Origin of the sequence: Microcoleus sp. B7-D4 (assembly GCF_036705125.1) — a bacterium.
Lineage (GTDB): Bacteria > Cyanobacteriota > Cyanobacteriia > Cyanobacteriales > Microcoleaceae > Microcoleus.
This window is the reverse complement of sequence record NZ_JAUBTT010000035.1, coordinates 21,512-43,684: the sequence shown is the minus strand read 5'-3', so window position 1 is coordinate 43,684 and position 22,173 is coordinate 21,512. Positions and strand designations below refer to the sequence as shown.

Annotated in this window: 17 protein-coding genes; 5 read left to right on the top strand and 12 right to left on the bottom strand. The window is 46.7% G+C overall.

The genetic code is table 11. The annotated features are described in order from the left end of the window. Nucleotides 1–20 precede the first annotated feature (20 nt). On the top strand, nt 21–1,361 hold the full coding sequence (locus tag QUB12_RS15850; protein ID WP_333307521.1) for a glycosyltransferase family 4 protein: 1,341 nt from the start codon (nt 21–23) through the stop codon (nt 1,359–1,361). Nucleotides 1,362–1,725: 364 nt separating this feature from the next. On the opposite strand, the gene QUB12_RS15845 is transcribed toward QUB12_RS15850, so the two are convergent. From QUB12_RS15845 to QUB12_RS15830, 4 genes are all read right to left on the bottom strand, one after another. Then, on the bottom strand, nt 1,726–1,980 hold the full coding sequence (locus QUB12_RS15845) for a hypothetical protein (protein WP_333138971.1): 255 nt from the start codon (nt 1,978–1,980) through the stop codon (nt 1,726–1,728). 30 nt (nt 1,981–2,010) lie between these two features. Continuing rightward, the gene (locus QUB12_RS15840; RefSeq protein ID WP_333307518.1) at nt 2,011–4,329 is read right to left on the bottom strand and encodes a hypothetical protein; all 2,319 of its coding nucleotides are present in this window, start codon (nt 4,327–4,329) and stop codon (nt 2,011–2,013) included. A 186-nt stretch (nt 4,330–4,515) separates the two neighbouring features. Then, complete coding sequence (locus QUB12_RS15835; RefSeq protein WP_333307516.1) at nt 4,516–6,258, bottom strand: peptidoglycan DD-metalloendopeptidase family protein; 1,743 nt, start codon at nt 6,256–6,258, stop codon at nt 4,516–4,518. 259 nt (nt 6,259–6,517) lie between these two features. Beyond that, the gene (locus tag QUB12_RS15830; RefSeq protein WP_333138977.1) at nt 6,518–6,679 is read right to left on the bottom strand and encodes a hypothetical protein; all 162 of its coding nucleotides are present in this window, start codon (nt 6,677–6,679) and stop codon (nt 6,518–6,520) included. Nucleotides 6,680–6,829: 150 nt separating this feature from the next. Here QUB12_RS15830 and pgeF point away from each other — a divergent pair, with 150 nt between their 5' ends. Together pgeF and QUB12_RS15820 are read left to right on the top strand one after the other, a co-directional pair. Further along, nucleotides 6,830–7,708 (top strand): peptidoglycan editing factor PgeF, encoded by an 879-nt coding sequence (pgeF, locus tag QUB12_RS15825; protein ID WP_333138979.1) that lies wholly within the window; start codon nt 6,830–6,832, stop codon nt 7,706–7,708. A 243-nt stretch (nt 7,709–7,951) separates the two neighbouring features. Further along, nucleotides 7,952–8,563, top strand: coding sequence for a CPP1-like family protein (locus QUB12_RS15820; RefSeq protein WP_333138982.1), 612 nt, complete (start codon nt 7,952–7,954; stop codon nt 8,561–8,563). 261 nt (nt 8,564–8,824) lie between these two features. Here the strand turns inward: QUB12_RS15820 and QUB12_RS15815 are convergent, their stop codons facing one another. Beyond that, nucleotides 8,825–9,508, bottom strand: a complete 684-nt coding sequence (locus QUB12_RS15815) for an HAD family hydrolase (protein ID WP_333138984.1) — start codon at nt 9,506–9,508, stop codon at nt 8,825–8,827. 631 nt (nt 9,509–10,139) lie between these two features. Between QUB12_RS15815 and QUB12_RS15810 the strand changes: the two genes are divergently transcribed. Next, on the top strand, nt 10,140–12,269 hold the full coding sequence (locus tag QUB12_RS15810) for a diguanylate cyclase domain-containing protein (RefSeq protein WP_333138986.1): 2,130 nt from the start codon (nt 10,140–10,142) through the stop codon (nt 12,267–12,269). Then, nucleotides 12,250–12,783, top strand: a complete 534-nt coding sequence (locus tag QUB12_RS15805) for a GNAT family N-acetyltransferase (protein ID WP_333138988.1) — start codon at nt 12,250–12,252, stop codon at nt 12,781–12,783. The genes QUB12_RS15810 and QUB12_RS15805 overlap by 20 nt, the downstream gene beginning before the upstream one ends. 20 nt (nt 12,784–12,803) lie before the next feature. On the opposite strand, the gene hppD is transcribed toward QUB12_RS15805, so the two are convergent. From hppD to pstC, 7 genes are all read right to left on the bottom strand, one after another. Next, a complete protein-coding gene (gene hppD, locus QUB12_RS15800) occupies nt 12,804–13,865 on the bottom strand; it encodes a 4-hydroxyphenylpyruvate dioxygenase (protein ID WP_333138990.1) in 1,062 nt (353 codons plus the stop codon). Nucleotides 13,866–14,264: 399 nt separating this feature from the next. Next, on the bottom strand, nt 14,265–14,972 hold the full coding sequence (locus tag QUB12_RS15795) for an SDR family oxidoreductase (RefSeq protein WP_333138992.1): 708 nt from the start codon (nt 14,970–14,972) through the stop codon (nt 14,265–14,267). A gap of 366 nt (nt 14,973–15,338) precedes the next feature. Continuing rightward, nucleotides 15,339–16,748 carry an NYN domain-containing protein gene (locus QUB12_RS15790; RefSeq protein WP_333307513.1) on the bottom strand — a complete coding sequence of 470 codons (1,410 nt, stop codon included), beginning with the start codon at nt 16,746–16,748 and terminating at the stop codon, nt 15,339–15,341. Between the two features lie 42 nt (nt 16,749–16,790). Beyond that, a complete protein-coding gene (locus QUB12_RS15785) occupies nt 16,791–18,122 on the bottom strand; it encodes an APC family permease (protein WP_333307509.1) in 1,332 nt (443 codons plus the stop codon). Nucleotides 18,123–18,723: 601 nt separating this feature from the next. Next, nucleotides 18,724–19,575, bottom strand: coding sequence for a phosphate ABC transporter ATP-binding protein PstB (pstB, locus tag QUB12_RS15780; RefSeq protein ID WP_333139000.1), 852 nt, complete (start codon nt 19,573–19,575; stop codon nt 18,724–18,726). 56 nt (nt 19,576–19,631) lie between these two features. Continuing rightward, on the bottom strand, nt 19,632–20,612 hold the full coding sequence (gene pstA, locus QUB12_RS15775) for a phosphate ABC transporter permease PstA (protein ID WP_333139002.1): 981 nt from the start codon (nt 20,610–20,612) through the stop codon (nt 19,632–19,634). 82 nt (nt 20,613–20,694) lie between these two features. After that, on the bottom strand, nt 20,695–21,696 hold the full coding sequence (gene pstC, locus QUB12_RS15770) for a phosphate ABC transporter permease subunit PstC (RefSeq protein ID WP_333307505.1): 1,002 nt from the start codon (nt 21,694–21,696) through the stop codon (nt 20,695–20,697). Between the last annotated feature and the right edge of the window lie 477 nt (nt 21,697–22,173).

The window sequence follows — 22,173 nt, the reverse complement described above, 5'->3', positions numbered from 1 at the left end:
TGAGCATTGATAAAAAGTAAATGAAGTTTGATAATAGCCCACCAGAACCAACGATCGCCCTCCTGCACTGGGGCGATTTAATCGAAGATTTTTTAGATACCATCGGGGTTTCCTTTGAAGCTTTTTGCAACGAAATGACGGGGGGTTGGATGTTTGGCTACATTGAGGCGCTGCGACGGGCAGGGGTGCGGACAGTGTTATTCTGCATCTCTGGTAGCGTGGCTGAACCCGTGCGCTACACCCACAAAGACACAGGAGCAACAATCTGCACCCTGCCGGCACCTCAACTTTACCAAGCTGTCCGCCGCCAGATGGTTAACCCTCAAGGGTGGACGGTTCAGGATATGTTTGGAGAGGTTCGAGGCCTGGGCCGTCTGATGTTGGCAGGAGTGAAAAGCGTTACTCCTTACCTGGCTACACCGCTGGGGTTGCTGGCTGCAGAACTGCGACGAGAAAACTGCCAAGCGATTCTCTGCCAAGAATACGAGTACCCGCGCTTCGACGCTTGCACTTGGTTGGGGTGGCGGATGGGGCTGCCTGTTTTTGCCACGTTTCAGGGGGGCGATTTTCAGGTTAGTCCTTGGGAAGGTTTGTCGCGCCCGATCGCCCTCAAAGCGAGCGCGGGTTTAATTATTGCTTCGCAAACCGAGGTACAGCGCGTGCAAAGTCGCTATGGCGTGCCTCCTGCCAAGATTGCCCGCATTTTTAACCCGCTGGATTTGGAACTGTGGCGGCCAATGGATCGCGCTGAAGCTCGGCAACTGCTGGGTTTTCCCGGTGACGCTGAAATTGTCGCCTGTCACGGGCGGATTGACATCCGCCGCAAGGGGTTAGATATTTTGCTGGAAGCTTGGGAAGGGATCTGTCGCGATCGCCCAGGCCGAGATTTGCGGCTGTTGCTGGTGGGGACTGGTAGCGACGCGGAGGAATTGAGCCAGCGAATCGCTCAGATGCAGCTTTCGGGCATTGTTTGGGTGAATGAATATGTGCGCGATCGCGCTTTGATGCGACAGTACCTATCGGCTGCTGACGTTTATACTTTGCCTTCTCGGCATGAGGGGTTTCCGGTTGCACCGCTGGAGGCGATGGCTTGCGGGTTGCCCGTTGTGGCTGCTGACGCGCCTGGAGTGCCTGATATTTTCGAGGGGGGCGAAGCTGACGGCGGGATCGTTGTGCCCCGTGAGGATGCAACCGCTTTGGCAGGGGGGATCGGTCGGGTTTTAGACGATCGGGCGTGGGGGCGGGAGTTGGGCAAGCGCGCTCGCATTCGGGTGGAAACTCATTTTTCTCTGGAGGCGATCGGTGTGCAACTGCGGCAGTTTTTGTGCGATCGCTCTTTAGCGCACATTCGGCATATCTGACTCGCAGCACTGGGAATGCTTGAAAAATTCCCGCCCGAAAAATTTATCTCCGCCTAATTTTTCGGGTTTTATTGTCACTTTTTGTGCCAATTATCGGAGACTTAATAAATTTTACTTAACGGATTTTTTTAATATATTCATTCTTTCAACTAAGCAATTTATTCTGGGATGGTGACAAAGATGTCTAGGAACTAGAACGACTCAGGGTTTCTCCCTGTATACGCTGTTGATAAAAGCTAATTTTATTACGAGCTAACTTGATTAATTATTGCACAGGTTCAGAAGATTGTTCCAGATAATTTACCCGCTGCCATCCATCTCAACCAAGGCCAAATCTACTCCCTATTCGGTGTTTTTGGCTCGGTTATTTACTGCGAGATACATATCTTTGCACCTGCATTTTATGAATATTAGTTCCTTCAAATCCAGCATTTTGAGAACTGAAAAATGCCGCGCGATCGCCTATAGCATTATAGTAGCTGTAAAGGTAATCGATCAGTTGCTGGCTGCCAGTAGAATAGATATTATCCGGCAGCGCGTTTACCGTTAGACCTCCGATTAAGCAGTGTGGTGTTTCCACAAATCGATTTTCCCGATTTTGCAGCCAATCTGCCGCCACTGAACCGTATTGAATTATAACTGCTATATTTTAATTTTTCAAGCGATACAACACCGACTCAGTATTAAAATCTTTTCCGAAAACTTGTTGCAGCGGGCCCTGGGCACTTGTCAGCCAAGATAGAGCTTTTCTGGTAGCTGCGTCTGTCCCAGTATGGGGCCCGAATCCCACAGTCCTAATTTTATTTCGCCGGAGGTTGTCAATCCATGCCGAAAGTCGATCGGCTCTAAACGGCACAGATAAAACTTGTCTGTCCAAATTTCTCCCATAAAACAGGTAGCTGCGGGAACTTAAAAAGAAGCCTATTCTTTCATCAGGTACTGTATTTTTATCAATATATTCGTAAATACCGCGATACAGTTCGGTGCGTGCAAAATCTCGCTTTTCCCTCCAATGACCAATTACTATCAATCCTATACAGACACAAATTATCACTATGTAAATCGATTTTTTTCGAGTGGGAAATAGATGACTCAGCCATCTATAGCCAGGATTGATTTTCCACAATATCGCAGCCAGCGTCACTGACACAATATAAAATATCGGATCTCTTAATATATCTTGCCAACTGGGGCCTAATATTTTCCCGATAGTATTAATAGCTTGTATTGGGTTAGACTTAAAATTGTCAATCAACAAACTTCCCCAAACAATACTATCTCCGGTGAAAGAAGCATTTTTAATATAATCAAAAATTGTGTTGCTAGTAATTCCGAACAAACCACTAACCAAAACCACTGCCAGAACAACTTGATTTGGAGTTTTTATCCGAGTTGCTGTAGCTGCAGCGGCTATGCCCAGCAAGCTTAAAAAGGGAAAACCGTATCTGAGATTAAAACCCAGTAAAGGGCTGATTTTACCGATCGAATCTCCCGCAGTACCTGACGTGTAAGGTGTAATTAAATACAGAATTCCGGTGCTGGCGAGAACTACAATTAAAATGATATTATTTTGATTGATTGTTCTGGTTTTACCTCTGATAAAAGCCAGAGGTGCTGCCAATACCTGAAGTGCGATCGCCAGAAAGGGCAGTTGCAATCTCATGATAATTTGTAAACCTAGAGTTTGCCAGTGGGAAATATTGGTGGGATTAAATTGAGCTGCTAAAGTGCTTTGCCAAGCATTGAAAGACGGCGAAGCGAGCGGCACAAGTAGGATAGGTGTGGGCTGCTGTACGGGAGGTATTGGCGTAGTTACTGGAGACTGTAAGGGAACAGGCTGTAAGGGAACTTTAATATTGCTGGTATCGGCGACAGGATAATTGATGTGCAGCAAGTTTCTCGCATACCAAAAACCTCCTAAAAACAAGCAACAAGCTAGGCCGCACAGCAAGACTGGTTTGATAAAGTGGCGAATTCTAAAATTAGCTGGTGTGGAATTTTTATTAACCGCGAATCTTTTAATTTCTAAGATGGCTAATCCTACTAAAAGTGAGGCTGCATAGACTATCCCCGTGATTTTTATTCCGGCTAGCATTCCTGCGGCTGCCAAAAATAGGGATAGTTCGGATTGCGATCGGCTGCTATGATAGGATAAACCTAGATACAAACCCGCTGTAAATATTGCAGCTAGCGGTAAATCGGGGTGAATAGTGTTAACTTGGTTGAGAACCATCGGTACTGTCAATACTAAAGATGCTGCTGCCATACCGTGAATTCGGGTGGCTCCAAATTTTACGCTCAATAGATAAACGGCAATTCCCTCAAGTACCCACGCAATTAGCAGGGGAAAAGCTGTGAGAAAATCTTCTCGGAAGGGGAGCAAACACAAAGCCGACAAAACGTGCCAATTGTAGGGATATACTCGTGCTTGCTCCTGATCGAAAATCCAATTTCCGGCGGGATCTAATAATGTAAATGAATGGGTTTGATACCATCGGGCGATCGCAGGCAGGTGAAACCACAATGAGTCATAATTGGTGGTGGGTTTGCTTGCTAGAGTGTCCCACAGCACAAATCCTGCAACAGCGGTGGCAACAATAATTAGGCGTTCGGATTTGCCCAGAGGTTGCTTGAGTTTGGGAATCTGCCACTGCGAGAAGGTAAAAGCTCTGTGGTTTTTGGTATAAATCAGGATTACGCCCATCGCACCAATCATAATTTCTGCTATCATGACCGCAGAAATATTTAGTCGCTCGGCACTTCCTAAAATCAAGCCGATACAAACTTGTGCAATGCTCCATCCTGTCAGGAGTACGAGGAGAAAATGGGGAAATGAATAGTTACCGTTTTCCTTCTGATTCTCAAAGGCCAGAGACAAGCTTAAGGGAATCGGGCAGACTACAATAATCAGAAATAAAATTAATTCCCACAAATGCTGCGCTATTAGCATAAGCTGCAAGTTACCCATTTTTATTGGTTTTTCTTGGTTCCGAGGTTTTTTCTGGTAAAGAGAAATCCATCGGATCTGATATCAACACATCTTGCGCCATGCTCAGCCACAGGGTAGGAGTGCCGATTTTACAAAACATCAATTTTCTTGCGGGGTGGGCGAATAGCCCGCCCCTAAAAAATTAATGTATCCAAGCCTCCATTTTTACCTGTTAGCTTGCTTCTGAGTTTTGGGTTTGACTGCTTCGGGCTCTTTGGGCTTAGAAGTGTCAGCTTTTAACAGTTCCGGGAATGGCGGCTGGAGGTTGTGAACTTCGATGTCCATTCCCAGTGGCAGAGGTGGAAGCTGAGGCAGATCGTTTTCCAAATCCTTGAGTCCGCTAGCGGTTTGTATTTCCACCATTTTCGGCATTTGGGGTACTTTGGCGGTTTCCAAACTGCCGATCATTTTTGCCAGAGCGAATTCTAGCTGAGAGCCCGGGTCGATCGCCACCCAACCCTGGTCAGTCATTTGCCGAACCTCGAAGTGGAGGTGAGGCCCTGTAGACATTCCCGTACTGCCGACGCGGCCGATAGTCTCTCCCTGTTTCACCCACTCTCCCGGTTTCACAAACAGTTCCGAAAGGTGAGCGTAGAGAGTTTCCTGAGACTTTTTGTTGTGGTTGAGAACCACAGTCAAACCGTAGCCACCCAACCAATCTGCGATCGCCACTTGACCGGCATAGGCGGCCAGTACGGGCGTTCCCATCGGGGCCCCCAAGTCAGTTCCGGTGTGAAACCTGCCGTAGCCCATAACCGGATGAGTCCGCCACCCAAACGGCGAAGTAATGGCCGAAGCAATAGATAGCGGAAACAGCAAGCTGGTGTTGCCATTTCCGGGCATACCTGCGGGACGCGGCGTGAGATTGTAGTAAGCAAAACCGGTATTGCTGCCGCTGCTGACACTAACCGCACCGACTTGAACCGGGCCGAGTCCCATGCTGGGCGCTGGAGCGCCGCCGCCGTAAGATGCAGATCCGGCATAATACCCCGCGTCTGCCGAGTATCCAGCGTCTGCGGAGTAGCCGATGTTAGCCGAGTAGCCGGTGTCTGCCGAGTAGCGTGGGGGTGCGTAAGCAGATTCCGGCGGGTTGGAACTGCCCCAAACCTGGCTGCCTATTTGTTGAACGGCTTGACCGAGTTTACTGACAGGATTCCCGCTACTATTTCCGGCAACAGTTCCCCGAACATCGCTCGGAAGGCTTTCTGGCAGATTTCGAGGAGGAGGGGCTGCAATATAACCGTCGTCTGCGATCGGAGTTTCCGGGCTGTAGTTGGGTTCTCCTGCATCTGCAGTCACTGGCTCGGAAACAGCAGGAGGCGCGCACAAACCGCCACCTCCTTCGCAGCCGGTCGATCGTTCTGCAAACTCTATGGTTGTTGGCGCTTGGTACTCGCTGGTAGCGCCAACGCTGTAGTCTGTTTGGTCGATTTCAGCGTGGGCTGGGTTAACTGGCGCTTCAAAAGGCGGCTCCTGGGCCGTCGCTTCTGGCAGGGGAATCAGCGCGGGATCGGGCAGATAATATTGGCTGGGAGGTGGTTCGGTGGCGTACTCCGGCTCGGACGGCGGTTGGGCATCGAAAGGCTCGGACGGCGGAACTTCTGCCTGCGGTTCAGGGTAGGGTTCAGGCGACCCTTCGCTGAATTCGGGTTCCGGGGGCGGGAGAGGAGCTTCAAATAATGGCTGGAGGTCTGCTGCGCCGGGGACGGCTTGTTCTGCTGGCGGAATTTCGGCTTGGGCCCAAACTAAGCCTTTGCTGAGCAGTCCCAGACTGGCAAGACAACCCAGTCCCACCAGCAGTGAGCGATCGGACAAAAGGCGCGATCGACTCCGGGCGCCTGTAGGGTTCTTTTTTTGCTGTTTGGTGTTCAAATGGGCTGTTATTTGCTTGTCTGGAACTGGTTTCACGATTTTTTTTCCCAACTCAACAGGGGGCACAAGGATCTCGAAGTCAGGATCGAATGTATGGCAATCCTTGTCTTTATATACAGGCTTAACTGATTTTACCGGGCTTGAGGCAATTTTTTTGCACATCGAATAAGTCGAATGCCACGGGGTAGAGTCGCGATGGATACCCTGGTTTTTTCGACCCTGATTGCACCCGTAACTCGTCTGTGACGGTCACACCGATGATAGCGCTTTGGCGTTCGTTTATGTTAATTAGTTACTAAAATTTTGCTCTCGGGTGGTGCAAAATTTTGGTGGCGTCCGCCGGAGTTAAGCGCCCAGGAATGGGTATTTTTTGATTAAAGCCGATCGTGCGTTTAAACTCAGATGTTGCACCATTGTCAATAAGCTTTTTATGAACAGGCTTTTCGGCCTGTTCCACAAAGAGTGAATTTTCTTGTGGAACAGGCCGAAAAGCCTGTTAAGCGAGAATGGTGCAAGATGTGGGTTTAAACTGCATCGGCTTAATCGGCAAAATTTTTGATTGTTTACAATACAAGGCAAATGATTCGCTTGGGGAAGGATGGGTTTCATGACTGTAGCTGGCGATCGCTTGACAAATTTTCCTGACTCTGAATGCGCCGGACAACCTGACGGTATCAGTTGGGACTGGCAGAGCTGGCAAGGCTTGCCCTATCTGACTTGCAGCTTGCTTTCTCGCTGGTCTCACGGCTTTTTTACTCGCGATTTCTCGCCCCAGGGGCCGATCGAGCTGACGGAAGTTCTCGAACCGGGAGCTAAGGTTTACCGACTCCAACAGGTACACGGCAATGCGGTACTCAAAACCACTGAGTTGTCCCCGGTTGTGGCTCCGGACTCGGAAACCGCTGCCTCAAGCTATGCTGAGGCTGATGGCTTGGTGGCAGCTCGAGAATTGGAGGCGCTGTGGGTTTGCTCGGCTGACTGTGTGCCGGTGCTGATTGCTGACGATCGCACGGGACTGGTTGCGGCAGTTCACGCGGGTTGGCGCGGGACTGCTGCTAAGATATTACCAGAGGCGATCGCTCAACTTGTGGCACAAGGCAGTCAACTAGAAAATCTGAAGATTGCTATGGGGCCGGCGATCGCTGGAGAGGTTTACCAGGTATCTGTGGAAGTAGCAGCGGAACTGGGAGCCACCATTGCTCCTAAGAGTGCCGTTAGTGCAACAGCCGACGGCATCTGCGAGTTTTTGCATCAACTGCCGGAAACGCCTGTCTTAGCCGATCCAGAACCGGGAAAAGTACGCTTGGATGTTCGCCTCTGCAATGCTCTGCAATTGCAGCAGTTGGGAATCGATATTTCTCAAGTGGCGATCGCTCCTTTCTGTACTTATTCTGACTCGGCTCGCTTTTTTTCCTACCGCCGCGATCGACTTAAAAAAGTCCAGTGGTCGGGAATTGTGAGCGCCAGCAGGACAAGTCCCTTCTGAGGGCATTTGGCAGAAGGTAAAATTTTAGACGGCAAAGATAAAAATAAAAATCTTTGGATTCATTATTTTTTTTTTACGAATGCCAAATGCCTTCTAGTTTCTACCTTCGTAAGGTTTGCTGGTTCCTGTTTTCAAGCACTAAAAACTAGCAGCAAAACTCTTGGGAAAGCGGCAGAGCTCCCGCCCCGCTTTCCTCTCTTGTTAAGATTGCTATATAACGAGAGTCTTCAGCGGGTTATTACAATGAGTGAGCCAACTCCCTATCAACTTCTTGAAGTCGATGAAGATGCTTCCTTTGATGAAGTGCAAGAGGCCCGCACGCGCCTAGGCGAGCAGTACAGCGGTGACAAGAAACGTTTGGAATTGATCGAAGCCGCTTACGATGCGATCCTCATGGATCGCCTGCGGCAGCGACAGGAAGGGAAAATTAAAGTACCCGAACGCATCCGCTTTCCCGAACGGCTGACTCCCCCACCCCCAAGCTTTACTCCCTCTCCTCCGAGTGGCAGCCCAGCTTGGTTGCAGCGGTTAATCGATACTCCTAGTCGATCGGACATTTTGTGGCCGGCTGGGGTGTATGTGGGCTTAGGCGGACTGAGTATTTATCCGGCGGCTAATGATGGTTTACTACAGTTGACTCTGGCTCTTGGGGTCGGCTGTTGTCTTTATTTTGTTAATCGCAAGGAACAAAAATTTGGTCGCGCCGTGCTGCTGACTGTGGCTGGCTTGGTTATAGGCTTGTTGCTGGGAGGATTTTTTGGTTCTTTGGTCAGTCCGGCATTTATAACAACAGAGAAATTTATCGCTTTGTTTACGTTTTTAATTCTGTGGCTGGTCAGCGGTTTTCTGCGATAGTCAGCAGTCATTAGTCAGCAGTTATTAGTCAGCATTCATTAGTCAGCATTCATTAGTCAGCAGCCAACAACTAATAACTGTGAAATCAAGACCTCTGATAAATAACATCAGCTAACAATTAATAACTAATGACTAATGACTGGGGAATTGTTGACTGTTGACTGTTGATTGATGACTGGGGAATTGAGGACTAATGACTGTTGACTAATGACTGGGGAATTGAGGACTAATGACTAATGACTAATGACTAATGACTAATGACTACTGACTATCTAAAATAATCTCAACTGCTTCACTCAAATTGTTAGCAATTAAATCCGGTTGGTGCATTTCTAGTTGGGTGCGATCGCGAATTCCGCACAAAACACCAATTACCTTGACACCGTGCGTTTTTGCTGATATGATGTCCGCCTCCGTATCGCCAACCATCCAAGTGTCAGAAGCCGGCGGCAGTTCGGCCAGAGCTCTTGCCATCAACAGGGGCTTATCTTTGACATCCCCGGTTTTAACGTAATCGTTGGGGAGGCAATAGCGGCGGTTTTCTGGGAAAAATTGCCCTAAATTGCAGCGGTTGAAGGCTTCATCTAGTTCCCTAACGCGGCGCATGGTCATCACCACTAAGTCTACTCCAGCGCCCTGCACCTTTTCGAGAGTTTCCAGAGCGGTGGGAACGGGTCGATCGTAAATCATGTAGGGTAGGGTGTGGACGGTTTGACGACGTTTCTGGGCAAAATCGCGGGCTTGGGCTGCGTCTAATCCTGAGAGGATGGCGATTTCGGTTTCGGGAACCCGCGCGCGCTTCATGTCCCAAAACTCTGCCTTGGGGAGTTCGCGCACTGGTTGCCCCTCACGCTGAGTCTCGGCCAGACAATACTGGTAAACTCGGTAGTAGCGATCGGACACGTCCATGATCGGGCCGTCAAAGTCGGTAATAAGTCTCAGCATTTAGCAGAGTATTTTTAAGCTTTTATACAAATCCTTCGATACTATATCATTTAAAGGTAACACTTTCTTTACAAAAATTGACACAAATACCCTGGGGAGGTAAGGTCTATAGGAATGGTGCTAATTAAAGCAAACATTTGAATTAAACTGTGCTGTTCCTCAACTTGAGCGGTTGTCAGCCATATCGGGGAATTCAAAATTAAAATGTGCCGCACAAATAGTGTAAACAGCTACATATTGTTCATAAATCTCTACCTCAATCGAGGCTGATTTTGACTGCGCTTTCTCAAAAAAAGTGGGTTTAATTAATATTTAGCCCCATTTTTAAAACAAGCAAAAAAATGCTTGGATAATCCAAAGTGTACTGTTTGCATAAATTAGCTAGCGGTAACAGGTGATGACATCAGCCAGTATAAAAATTCCCATGATAAATAGCAGCCAAACAACAACTAATATCGTTTCCGGTTGCATCGGCATCCTAAAATCGAGTCAACAGTTAACACTCAACCATTCTGTTTTTCCACCCCTCCTTCTACAGTCAACAGTCAACAGTCAACAATCATTCCGGTGCAACCGGAATTGATGTAACTTTACCGGCTAACCTTTGAGAGAGATGCTCTACAATAACGAGATGCTTCCAACATTAACTGTAGAGAGCAGCCCCAGAAGTATTAATATTCTTCTTTATAAGCTGTTATCCTTACGCAGGATTGAATACCTCACAGTCGATCGGGAACTTAAGATTAAAGAAATATCTTTGAAAGTGCAAGATTTTGCCTACATTCATGAGGAAGTAGGCGAAGGAAAAGACGTGCGCGATAGTTTTCCTGAACTGATTGGAATTGAAGGAATCCTTGAAGATATTATTGAAGAACGACAGCAAGACTTTCAGTTAAAGTCAATTAGCAGAGTTCTCAAAGACGGCTCTTATTTGTATCTAAATTTGTACATTTTTGGTTGTAAGGGACAAGCCACTGCTGACAGATTGATTATTTTATGCGAAGATGTGACAGATAGCATTGGATCTCCGCAAACCATCGTTCATGCTGCCAAGAAAACAAGTATTAAAGGCGATAACTTAGCTGCGGCTGGCGATTATATTGACAAAATTATTAATTCCCTAGGGGATGTTTTGTTCGTAACAGGAACATCGGGCCAAATCAAAAAAGTGAATCAAGCTGCACAGCAATTATTTGGATATACCGAATCGGAATTAATCGGCCAATCCATATCCATGATTACGGCTGAGGAGGAATTGTTACGCAAAGTCAGCCAGCTACCTCCTGCACTTAAAAGCGAATATTGGCCTCAAGTAAAAGTAGCTTGCCAAACGAAAATAGGTTTAAAGCTGATTGTTGCGTTTTCATGCTCTAGTTTCGAGACAAGCACAGGAAGCCCGGATGCAGATAGCGAGGTTATACAAGATTTTGTTTATATCGGCAAAGACATTACCAAGCAACAACGCATAAAAAAGTGTCAAGAAGCACAGTATGCTGTTACTCATATCCTATCAGAATCAAGTTCTCTAGATAATGCAACTCCGAGAATTTTGCAAGCTATTTGCCAAAGTTTTGGGTGGGATCTTGGCGAACTTTGGACGCCTGCAGAGGCGGAGGAAGAAACTAGATTGGGTGCGGAAATAAAATCTGAAAAAGAGTCACTTTGGTACCTGCCACTTTGCTGTCCGATCGAGGAAACTGCTGGTTTGCGACGGGTGGCAGTTTGGCAGGCAGCGGAGGAAGTTAGGGAGTTTGCCGAAAACAACGAGCAGATTACTTTGGCGGCGGGTGAGGGTTTGCCCGGAGCGGTTTCCAAGAGCGGTTCTACGCAGTGGATTACCGATCTTGTGGGCGATCGCAATTTCGTGCGATCGCACTTGGCAGAGGAAGCGGGACTGCGATCGGGATTCGGTTTCCCCATTCACGCTAGGGGCCAAGTTGTAGGAGTAATGACTTTTTTTTGCCGGGAAGAACTGCCACCCGATCAAGATTTACTTCAGATAATAGCGGTGGTAAGTTCTCAATTAGGAGAATTTGTCAAGCGCAAATATGCGGAGCAAGAATTGTACGAAGCTGAAGCTTCAATCCGATTTTTGTACGAACAAGAAAAACGGCAAAGTGAAGAATTAGCTCGGCAAAATTTAGCTTTAGAACAAGCCAAATTAGAATTACAAGCAGCTAACATGGAATTGCAGCGGCTCGCTTCGGTGGATGGATTGACTCAAATTCCCAACCGCCGCTGTTTTGACAAAAAATTGGAGTTAGAATGGCAGTTGATGGAGCGAGAAAAAGAGTCGCTGTCTTTAATTTTGTGCGATATCGATTTTTTCAAACTTTACAACGATCATTACGGCCATCAAGGAGGCGACGAATGTTTAAAAAAAGTTGCCGAGATTTTAGCTAACAACGCTCAGCGGGCAGGAGATTTAGCCGCCCGCTACGGCGGCGAAGAATTTGCGGTAATTTTGCCGCGAACTGATGTGCAGGGAGCAATACGGGTAGCTGAAGCAATTCGCAGCGATTTGAAAGCGGCGACAATTTTTCATGCTGCTTCCAAGGTAAGTAAGTTTATAACTCTCAGTATGGGGATCGCTACTACTGTACCGGCTGCTGGTGTATCGATTGAGGGGTTAATTGGACAAGCCGATCGAGCGCTGTATCGAGCTAAACTAGAAGGGCGCGATCGTATAGTTGCCCTCGACTTGAAAAGAGAATTTCAGGGCCCCAAAGGAGTATTTTCTGATGATTGTGAGAGAAGCTAAAATCGGTGACGCACCTGCAATCGCACGAGTTAATCTAGATACTTGGCGGACAGCTTACCGGGAAATTGTACCAGCAGATTACCTCGCACAGTTATCCTATGAAAAGCGAGAAAGCAATTGGCAAGAAATCCTCCTAAACGCAGAAAAAAGTAAAAATTTTGTGTGCGTTGCGGAGAATGAATCGGGAGAAATTGTGGGTTTTGCTGCGGGTGGTTGCGAGCGCACCGGCAAATATATATATAAAGGAGAATTATTTGCCATCTATATTTTGGAGGAATATCAGCGTCAAGGAATCGGACGGCAACTCGTGAGAACAGTTGCCACAAAATTGGCAGAATTAAGTTTGAACTCGATGCTAGTTTGGGTACTAGGAGACAATTCAGCCTATAGGTTTTATGAATTATTAGGAGGTGAAAAAGTAGATGAACAGCAGACAACTAGAGCAGGAGTTGCACTCAAAGAAATTGCCTACGGGTGGAAAGATATCGCCGTGCTGATTAACACGCGGATATGACCAAAAAAGTGGAAGCTTTATCAATCATCTATCAAACTTCCCCTCTTCATTTGTTCGCGTTCAATGGCCTCAAACAAAGCTCGAAAATTCCCCGCCCCAAAACCTCCAGCTTGCACCGGTGTGCCGTTAACTAAACTAACTCGGCGCTCAATAATCTCGAAAAAGAAAGTCGGTTCTGCAAAAATTGGCTGGGTAAAGATTTGCAGCAGCATCGCTGCGGGAGTATCTTCTTGCCAATCTGCCAAAACTTGACAAGCTGCAATTGATTGCCAATCTGCGGGTAAATAGTTTTGTCGCTGCTGCAATTCGGAGTAGTATGTGGGAGGAACAGGCAGAAAAGGCAAACCGCGCGATCGCAAATCGGCAACAACCCCCACAATATTATTAGTTTGCAAAGCCATGTGCTGAATTCCCGGCCCCCGATTTGCACTCAAAAACTCTTGAATTTGAGAATTAGCTGATGCCGGTTCATTAATCGGGAATTGCACCCCACCTTCAGCGTGCACCATAACTTGGCTCCGCAAAGCCGACTTCTCCGTCTGAATGTCAAAATTTTGCTGCGGTTGAAAACCTAATATTTTTTGATACCAACTAACAGCACTTGATAAATCCCCTGATTCAACATTTAACACTACGTGGTCGATTAGGGTAAACATCGGCAGCTTAGGAGAAGCCGATAGCAGTGAATGGCCGCCAATGCGCTCAACGAGCGTGTGGATTAAATCTCCCCAACCAGCGATTTTTGCCCGCTTAAAATAGCCTCTTTCGTTTAGGTCTTCTTGAATCGGTTCCAGGATTTTAGCGCCTGCCGCAGCCGCTCTAGCTACCGCTAATTCGATATTTTTTACCCGAAAACCCACATCGGCAATCCCTGGAGGATGAAACTTCAACCAACTAGCAGCGGGACTAGCGGGTGTCAGGGGCGAAGATAAAACAAAACATACATTGCCGCTGCTGACAACTTCAGTTTGAGTGTGGCTGTTGGCATAACCGGCAGTTGATTGAAAGCCTAAGCGGCTGACAAACCAGTCGCGGGATATTTTAGCATTTTCAACGTAGAAGTGAATGCGATCGAACTCCATAATCAATAATTGAAAATGGAAACTGAAAAAGGGAAAATCTGCTGATTTTCAAGGCGAAATTGCAACGGAGGAATTGAGTAATGGATATTTTTCATACTTTTTATTGCGCGCCCACTTAATAATAACCTAAAAATTGAATATTCTAGCTCCCTCTGAAGGTAGAAATAAGTCGGCACTTAAAAGAAACCCGGTTCTGTGATAACTGAGGTTTGACCGCTAGGCCTTCGCCAATAGGACTAAGGCAAAAAAATGGTTTGACGCGCTACTTATAGGGGTAAGGTGCACCAGCCCGTGCACCTACATAATTAAGTGCTGTACAAGTTCTCAAACCTAAAAATATCATAATTTTTATTGCCTTCAGCTTCCGCTGCTTTCTGCATTCAAATCACTCCTCAATCGCTAAAAGAACAAATGACTTTCCGGCTGAATATTAATCTCCATCGGCACAGCTTGCGGGTCAGCCGAAAGAGCAAACATAATCGCATTTGCAGCAGTTTCAGTAGTCAGCATTTTTGACCTGTCTACCTTCAAACTCACATTATCCCAAAACGGAGAATCCACCCCGCCAAAATAGAATAGCGTAAACTTAATGCCGTAGCGTCGCAGCTCATCTGCCATGCACTTGCTGAAACCAACTACCCCAAACTTTGAAGCGCAATAAGCCGTTCCCATCGCCATCGAATGCTTGCCCAAAATCCCGATGACATTGCAAATGTGCCCGGATTTCCGCTCTTTCATCACATTCGCCGCTGCTTGAGACGTGTAAAAACTGCCTTTTAAGTTCAAGTCAAGCATGGCATCTAAATCAGCGGGTTCTAACTTGTTCCACTGCTTGAGAATTCCGGCACCGGCGGCGTTTATGAGGGCATCAATTTGTCCGAAATGTTCCACAGCTTTGTGCATCAGCGTCTCGACTTGCTGCAAATCGGTGATATCTGTGGGCACGCACAGTACCTCTGTTGTTGAAAGTTCGCTAGCTAAAGCGTCTAACTTACTGCTGTCTCTGGCGGCGAGCACTAGCCTCGCACCCGCCTCAGCGAGTTTGCGGGCCACTGCTGAACCGATGCCGCCAGTCGCACCCACCACAACCACAACTTTGTCCTGCATATCCCTTTACATTTCTTTACGTCCAGATTGTATGATAGCTCAAGTTGCTAGTAATGGGGATGTTGCACCATTCTCAATAAGCTTTGTATGAACAGGCTTTTCGGCCTGTTCCACAAGAAAATTCACTCTTTGTGGAACAGGCATCTTGCGTATGAACAGGCTTTTCGGCCTGTTCCACAAGAAAATTCACTCTTTGTGGAACAGGCCGGAAAGCCTGTTCCGGTGCAATATGTGAGTTGTAATTGGACGTTTACATAGGGGTTCTCAGGAAAGTAAGGTACTCTTCCTGTTTGGCCAATGCCCTGTTTGGTCAATGCCCAAGAACACCTCATGTTACTGAGAAAGGCTATATATTTTAATTTTTAATTAATTGAGGGAAACTTGCCAGCCTTTTTCGGCTTTTTTTAGCTGGAGAGAAGCGCAGGATTGCAAAAATTTAGTGAATTTCCTACCGAGATTAAAATCTTTAATTATTTGGGTAATTTGTTTGCCGTATTGTCGGTGAAATTCGCTGCCTACATTGGAGAGAAATACAGAATTTTCAGGAGAGTTGCCGGTTAACTCGCCAACGATTTTGACAAGAGCTCTTTCCAAGTCTTCCAGAGAATTAATATCTGTCAAGGTGGCAGGTGCTGCCTGGTGGTTATTCAGATTTTCTTGGTTAAGTATTGGCGGTGGAGGCGATAATCTCACTTCAAAAAGAGTGACATAAGTTTGAGAAGTTTCTGAGGGTTTGTGGAGGGCAAAATCGGTGGGATATTTGAGAAAGATATCCCTGGTTTTAGTGCCGAGCAAATGATGAGAAACAACTTGATTTAGGACTAAGCCGTAATTTTCCTTAAATAAAGCTGAAACAGTAGAAAGTTTGATCCACTGAGTTGATGTGCGTTTTTGCTCTTTTTTGATTAATTCTTTTAGCTGAATAACTAATTGTTCTAGGGGTGTAATTTCCGGTGTGGTTACGAGGGAATGGGTTTCTACTTGTCCGGTTTTGCTGTTTAAAACTATGATTTTATCTATTTGTTTGCGGACTTGAAATACTGTTAATCCGTGGGCTTGCAGTGTATTGCTGAGGTGAGTGAGGGCGCGATCGGACGAACAGACAAAAATCTCTTTGGCTGTGGGATAATGTACGAAAATCGATGCGCCGACTGTAGCCATTTTTAAGTCGGCGCTGTCTTTGCCGGGGGGGACGTGAATGAGTTGATAGCCGCGCTGGTGAAATTCAGCATCTTTTTTGCCCATGCTGCGCCAGTTGGCAAAGGCAACTTTGATTTGGATGGGATAGTGGCAAATTCCCTCTAGGAATTTTTCGGTTTCGATGTTGAGTTGCAAGTTTTCGACATCAAGCAGCAAGATAGCAATGCCGCTAGGAAGCGGGGCTGGTTGATTGGCTGTTGGAGTTGGAGGTTCTGACGAAACTGAGTTTTGTGATTTAGCTGGTGCTGTTTGAGATTGGGCTAGCTGCTGAATTTTGGCAGATAATTTGCTGAATTGAGGTGAATTAACGAATTCTGGAACCAGCAGAATTTGCAGGTATTTTTTCGCAGTCAGCAGCAGGGAATCTGTATCGCTGGCTACGCTGAAACTTTTTGTCAATTTTCCAATCAAAACTGACTGAAAATCAGGTTTGCCCCAGGGGGTTTTCCTGTATTTTTCAGCTATCCATTCGGGATGCTTTTCCTGAATGGTAATGAGGGTTTGAGCTATATAGCGACTGATGGCGCTGAATGCGAGAGATTCTTGAGTCGCCAGCAAGGGGGTTCGATCGGGCATGGCCCTCTACAATGCGGGATGCTGTTTCAATTTATCACACTTCTAGTTTCTCGCCGGGATTCGGACGATCGCCCGCCAAATTAAACCGGCGACAATTAATGCCAATCCTGTCAGCCAAATTTGCCTCTCCACCCAGAAAGCCAGAAACAGACAATTCCCCAAACCCACCCAAGCCAACCACTGCGGATAAAGCCTTTCGGCGGGGGAAAGTTGCAGCGCGGCGAGGTTGGTGATAGCGTAGTAAATCAAAACGCTAAAAGCGCTAAATGACCAAGTGGTTTTGACATCGCCGACGAGGATTAAAAGTGCGATCGTAACTTCGACAACCACCACAGCCACGTAGGGAGTTGTCCCTGAAGGATTCAGCCGCGCCAAGACTCTCGGCATATCCAAGCGCCGCCCCATCGCCAGCCAGATGCGCGACAGCCCTAAAATTAAGTTCAGCAAGACTCCCAACATAGCGGTAATTGCGCCGACGGCTAGCAGTTGAGAAACTCCTGGAACTGGGAAACTGCGGGCGATGACTTCCAAAGGTGCAGTCGTACCGCCTATTTGTAAAGACAATTTATCGGCTCCCCCCGCGCCCGCGACAACTACTGCTACCCCGACGTAAAGCAGCATTGTCAGCACCAAAGTGAAAATTATGGCTTTGGGAATGGTTTGCCTCGGTTCCCGCACTTCCTCGCTCATTGTGGTGATGCGGGCGTAACCGCTATAAGCGACAAACATTAGGGCGGTGGCCTGGAAGATGGAGCCGATCGAGCTATCATTCTGTACGGTGGCCATTTCCCACCTTACCTCTGGCAAACCGACAGCAACAAACACCGCTAAGGATAGAAGTGTAACTGAGACTATGGCAGTATTGGCAATATTCGATCGCCTAATTCCCGTCAATACAATTAAAGTGATGGCGGCGAGGGCGACTAAAGCTGTTAGGATCAGGTAAGTGCGATCGGCTACACCAACTGCATTTAAAAAATACCCCGCAAAACCTAAAGCAGCAGTAGCCGCAGAAGCCGTTTTCGCCAACAAAAACATCCAGCCTGCAGTGAAACCCAGCCAAGGATTGAGATATTTGTAGCCATATTCATAAGTACCACCGCTAACAGGATGATTTGCCGCTAATTGAGCGCTGTTAAGGCCATTGCAAACAGCAACAAAAGCTGCAATACCTACAGCCAAAATCACTCCCGGCCCAGCAACTTCCGCAGCAATGCCGATACTCACAAATACTCCGGTACCGAGGATTGAACCCAGGCCCATGAGAGTTGCGCCAAAAACACCTAACTCTCGCTTCAGAAGTGGTGAAGACATAAATATAGCAGGCAAGATGCCTGCACAAAAATATTTATCTGTTTGTTGTGGAACAGGCATCTTGCCTGTTCTGAAGATATAACTATAGCAGGCAACCTGCCAGCTCCACAAAAATATTTGTCTGTTTGTTGTGGAACAGGCATCTTGCCTGTCCTGAAGACATAACTATAGCAGGCAAGATGCCTGCTCCACAAAAATATTTGTCTTGCCTGTTGTGGAACAGGCATCTTGCCTGTTCTGAAAACATAACTATAGCAGGCAACCTGCCAGCTCCACACAAATATTTTTCTGTTGTGGAACAGGCAAGATGCCTGTTCTGAAAACATAACTATAGCAGGCAAGATGCCTGCTCCACACAAATATTTTTCTCTTGTGGAACAGGCATCTTGCCTGTTCTGAAAACATAACTATAGCAGGCAACCTGCCAGCTCCACAAAAATATTGGTCTGTTTGTTGTGGAACAGGCATCTTGCCTGTCCTGAAGACATAACTATAGCAGGCAAGATGCCTGCTCCACAAAAATATTTTTCTGTTGTGGAACAGGCATCTTGCCTGTTCTGAAAACATAACTATAGCAGGCAAGATGCCTGCTCCACACAAATATTTGTCTGTTGTGGAACAGGCATCTTGCCTGTTCTGAAAGAGGCTCAAGATGTAAGTATTAACCGAAACGGCCTTGAATGTAATCTCTCGTACTCGAATTGCCCGCAGAAGTAAAAATCTTACTTGTCGGGCCAAATTCAACCAGGCGGCCGATGCGACTTTCATCAGTATTAAAAAATGCCGTGTAATCAGAAACGCGAGCAGCCTGCTGCATATTGTGCGTCACAATCACAACAGTTAACTGCTGCCGCAAAGTCTGAAATAACTCCTCAATCTTCATCGTGGAAATCGGATCAAGAGCAGAACAAGGTTCATCCATCAGCAAAATTTTCGGCTTCACAGCCAAAGCGCGAGCAATACAAAGTCGCTGCTGCTGTCCCCCCGAGATCCCCTGAGCCGATTTCTTCAAATCGTCTTTGACTTCATTCCAAAGCGCCGCACTTTTGAGTGCAGATTCCACAATTTCATCTAATTCTGCTTTGCTTTTGCGACCAAAAATCCTCACGCCGTAAGCAATATTATCGTAGATGCTCAGCGGAAAAGGATTTGGTCTTTGAAAAACCATCCCAATTTGGCGTCGCAAACTATTAATGTTTACTTTTGGGCTGTAAATATCCTGTCCAAAAAACTCTACTCTTCCTTTAATTTGAACCTTTCCCTCCAATTCACCAATCCGGTTGAGAGCTTTGAGAAAGGTAGATTTCCCGCAACCTGAAGGCCCAATAATCGCCGTAATTTGCGGATGAGGGATATTCATCGATAAATTTTCTAAGACTTTGTGAGTTCCGTAATAAAAACTCAAGTCCTGAACCCGCAGGGCTGGCATTGCATTGGGGTCAATTTCCGGGGTGGCATCTTCTAGGAATTGATGTGTATAGTCTTCGGATTTCAAGTTAGCTTTAGGTTTCATTATTTGCCTGGTTATATTGTTAATATTTGACTGAGAGATGCACTTTAGTTATTGAATTATCGATTTTGCAAGCGTTTCCGAGTTACTGTACGGGATGCGACGCTAGCAATTAAAACCATGCCCAAAAGCACAGAGGCAGCAGTCCACGCCAATTCGTTCTGCTCCTTGTAAGGAGAGCTAGCGTAGCTATATATTAATACCGACATAGAAGGAGTCGGAGTCAGCAGTGTTTCGGGAATTTCTTTGAGTTTTGAGATAGTTTCTGCACCTATGGGAGACTGCATTATCTCGCCCAACTTATCAACTAAAGGAGGCCAAAATTGACTCGATAACGCCGTTACAATCAGCGGTGCGGTTTCGCCGGCGGCGCGGGAAGCAGCGAGTAAAATACCTGTGGTAATAGTTGGAAGTGCTGAGGGTATGATAATGCGAAACATAGTTTGAAAGCGTCCCCCTCCCAAACCAGCAGAAGCGAGGCGGTAAGAAGTAGGCACTAATTTTAATGCTTGTTCTGTTGTCAGAGCAACAACTGGAAGCATGATTATGCCGAGGGCAAAACCGCCTGCTAAGGATGAAAATGCTTTGGTGGTAACGACAATTAGGGCGTAGGAAAAGACGCCAACTACGATCGAGGGAACGCTGCTGAGAATGACGGTTATAAACCGGATACTATTGGTAATCGCTTTGTTTTCTCTCCCAAACTCCGACAAAAATATTCCCGTCATTACGCCTATAGGTACGCTGATTAATGTCGCAATTCCTACCATTAAAGCAGTGCCGAGAATCGCATTTGCAAAGCCGTTGGGCTGGTCTTCAACTCCGACGGGTGCTGGTAGAGACAATAGCACTTCCCAGCTCAAATGTGTCAGTCCTTCCCCCAGAATTTTGTATAAAATAGCAAACAAAGGGAGCAGGGCGAGAGCTGTCAGAGCGAAAGCGATAACTGTCATTCCCCGGCTGAAAAAAGTTCGGCTTAGCGACAGGGGGTTGTTGATTTCTGCATCCAGAATACTGTTGGAATTTTGTGCTTGAGTCATGCGATTTGAGATTTGAGATTGTAGATGGAACCAGCGGGGAAATCCGGCGGTGCGGCTTGCGATCAAATTGCTTTCGATGATGTTAAGTTTTAGCTTTCTTGGCCCCAATTAGCTGAACTAACAATACTGCGATCGCATTTACCAACAAAGTGATCACAAATAGAATTAGGGCTAAATACATCAAAGCGCCGGTGTGCAGCGGTTCGATAGCTTCGCGAAATTGACTTGCCAAAACAGCAGGAATTGAGTAGCTGGGAGCGAGCAGGGATGGGTTAATTTGAATCGAGTTGCCAATTACCATTGTGACGGCCATTGTTTCGCCTAAAGCGCGTCCCAATGCTAATATGGTGGCGCCGATAATCCCCGAACTAGCTGCTGGTAATAACAGCTTGAATATTGTTTCCCAGCGGGTAGCGCCGAGGGACATGGAAGCACTTCGCAAATCTACTGGAACCGACAGCAAGACATCGCGGCTAATGGCGGCTACTGTGGGCAAAATCATAATTGATAACAGTATTCCCGCCGGCAGCATTCCGGGGCCTAAAGGTTCGCTACTGAACAGGGGAAACCAACTGAAATTATCGAACAATGACTGCTGCAATGGCAACAAAAAGGGAATCAAAACAAAGATTCCCCACAGCCCAACTATCACGCTGGGAATGGCCGAGATTAATTCAACCATGAATCCCAAGGGCGATCGCACCCAAAGGGGTAAGAAGTTCTCGCTAGTAACTATAGCTACTGACAGCCCTAAAGGAAGTGCGATGATTATGCCGATCGCAGAACTAATTACAGTACCGTAAATAAACGGCAAAGCCCCAAATTGCAACTCGCCGATATCCCACTTGGGATTCCACAAGAATGAGAGTCCAAATTTGCTAATAGCAGGCCAAGCATCTTTAAAAATTACCGCACTCATCAAAAACAACGTACCCGCTGTAGCTAGGGCAAAACCCCACACAAATACTGTAAATCCTGACTCTATCCATAGACCTTCACCAGCAGTATCTGTCAAATCTACTTCTGTGTTTATTTCTGTCGGTTTCCGAGTCAATTTGTTCGGTTTTTTTGAAATATTGGTCATACCGAAATTATTGCGGAAAAAGTGAAATATTTGCTTTAACGACGAGTGATTCTAATTAGTTGCTAGAGTTGCAATGTGTACCATTGATGTCAACTTAAGGCTGAAACCTTCTATCTCTCTCGTTTGTATCGAAACCTCGCTCCCCCTAAATCCCCCTTAATAAGGGCAGGGCTGTTTCATTCTCAGAAAAACCAGGGTTTTGTAGGGGCGGTGCCAAGAGTGCCCGCCCAGCCGATAGACGAGCGGGTAGGGGTTTCAGATATCGGGGCAACCACGGGGGGATTGCCCCTACAAGAGAATGAAACAGCCCTGCCTTAATAAGGGGAGTAGGGGTTGACTTTGAAAGCCTCATAAATCCCCCTAAATCCCCTTAATAAGCGGAACTTTCAATGCTCTTGTTCCCCCCTTTTTAAGGGGGGTTAGGGGGGATCGAGGATTTAAATACGAGCGAGAGGAATGTAAAATTTAGATGGGTCT

Excerpts from the sequence above, each read along its gene's own strand:
- QUB12_RS15790 (WP_333307513.1), bottom strand. The coding sequence starts at position 16,748 with ATGCCCGATCGAACCCCCTTGCTGGCGACTCAAGAATCTCTCGCATTC.
- hppD (WP_333138990.1), bottom strand. The coding sequence starts at position 13,865 with ATGGAGTTCGATCGCATTCACTTCTACGTTGAAAATGCTAAAATATCC.
- pgeF (WP_333138979.1), top strand. The coding sequence starts at position 6,830 with ATGACTGTAGCTGGCGATCGCTTGACAAATTTTCCTGACTCTGAATGC.
- pstC (WP_333307505.1), bottom strand. The coding sequence starts at position 21,696 with ATGACCAATATTTCAAAAAAACCGAACAAATTGACTCGGAAACCGACA.
- QUB12_RS15810 (WP_333138986.1), top strand. The coding sequence starts at position 10,140 with ATGCTTCCAACATTAACTGTAGAGAGCAGCCCCAGAAGTATTAATATT.
- QUB12_RS15815 (WP_333138984.1), bottom strand. The coding sequence starts at position 9,508 with ATGCTGAGACTTATTACCGACTTTGACGGCCCGATCATGGACGTGTCC.
- pstA (WP_333139002.1), bottom strand. The coding sequence starts at position 20,612 with ATGACTCAAGCACAAAATTCCAACAGTATTCTGGATGCAGAAATCAAC.
- QUB12_RS15840 (WP_333307518.1), bottom strand. The coding sequence starts at position 4,329 with ATGGGTAACTTGCAGCTTATGCTAATAGCGCAGCATTTGTGGGAATTA.
- pstB (WP_333139000.1), bottom strand. The coding sequence starts at position 19,575 with ATGAAACCTAAAGCTAACTTGAAATCCGAAGACTATACACATCAATTC.
- QUB12_RS15795 (WP_333138992.1), bottom strand. The coding sequence starts at position 14,972 with ATGCAGGACAAAGTTGTGGTTGTGGTGGGTGCGACTGGCGGCATCGGT.
- QUB12_RS15785 (WP_333307509.1), bottom strand. The coding sequence starts at position 18,122 with ATGCCTGTTCCACAACAAACAGATAAATATTTTTGTGCAGGCATCTTG.
- QUB12_RS15820 (WP_333138982.1), top strand. The coding sequence starts at position 7,952 with ATGAGTGAGCCAACTCCCTATCAACTTCTTGAAGTCGATGAAGATGCT.
- QUB12_RS15805 (WP_333138988.1), top strand. The coding sequence starts at position 12,250 with ATGATTGTGAGAGAAGCTAAAATCGGTGACGCACCTGCAATCGCACGA.
- QUB12_RS15850 (WP_333307521.1), top strand. The coding sequence starts at position 21 with ATGAAGTTTGATAATAGCCCACCAGAACCAACGATCGCCCTCCTGCAC.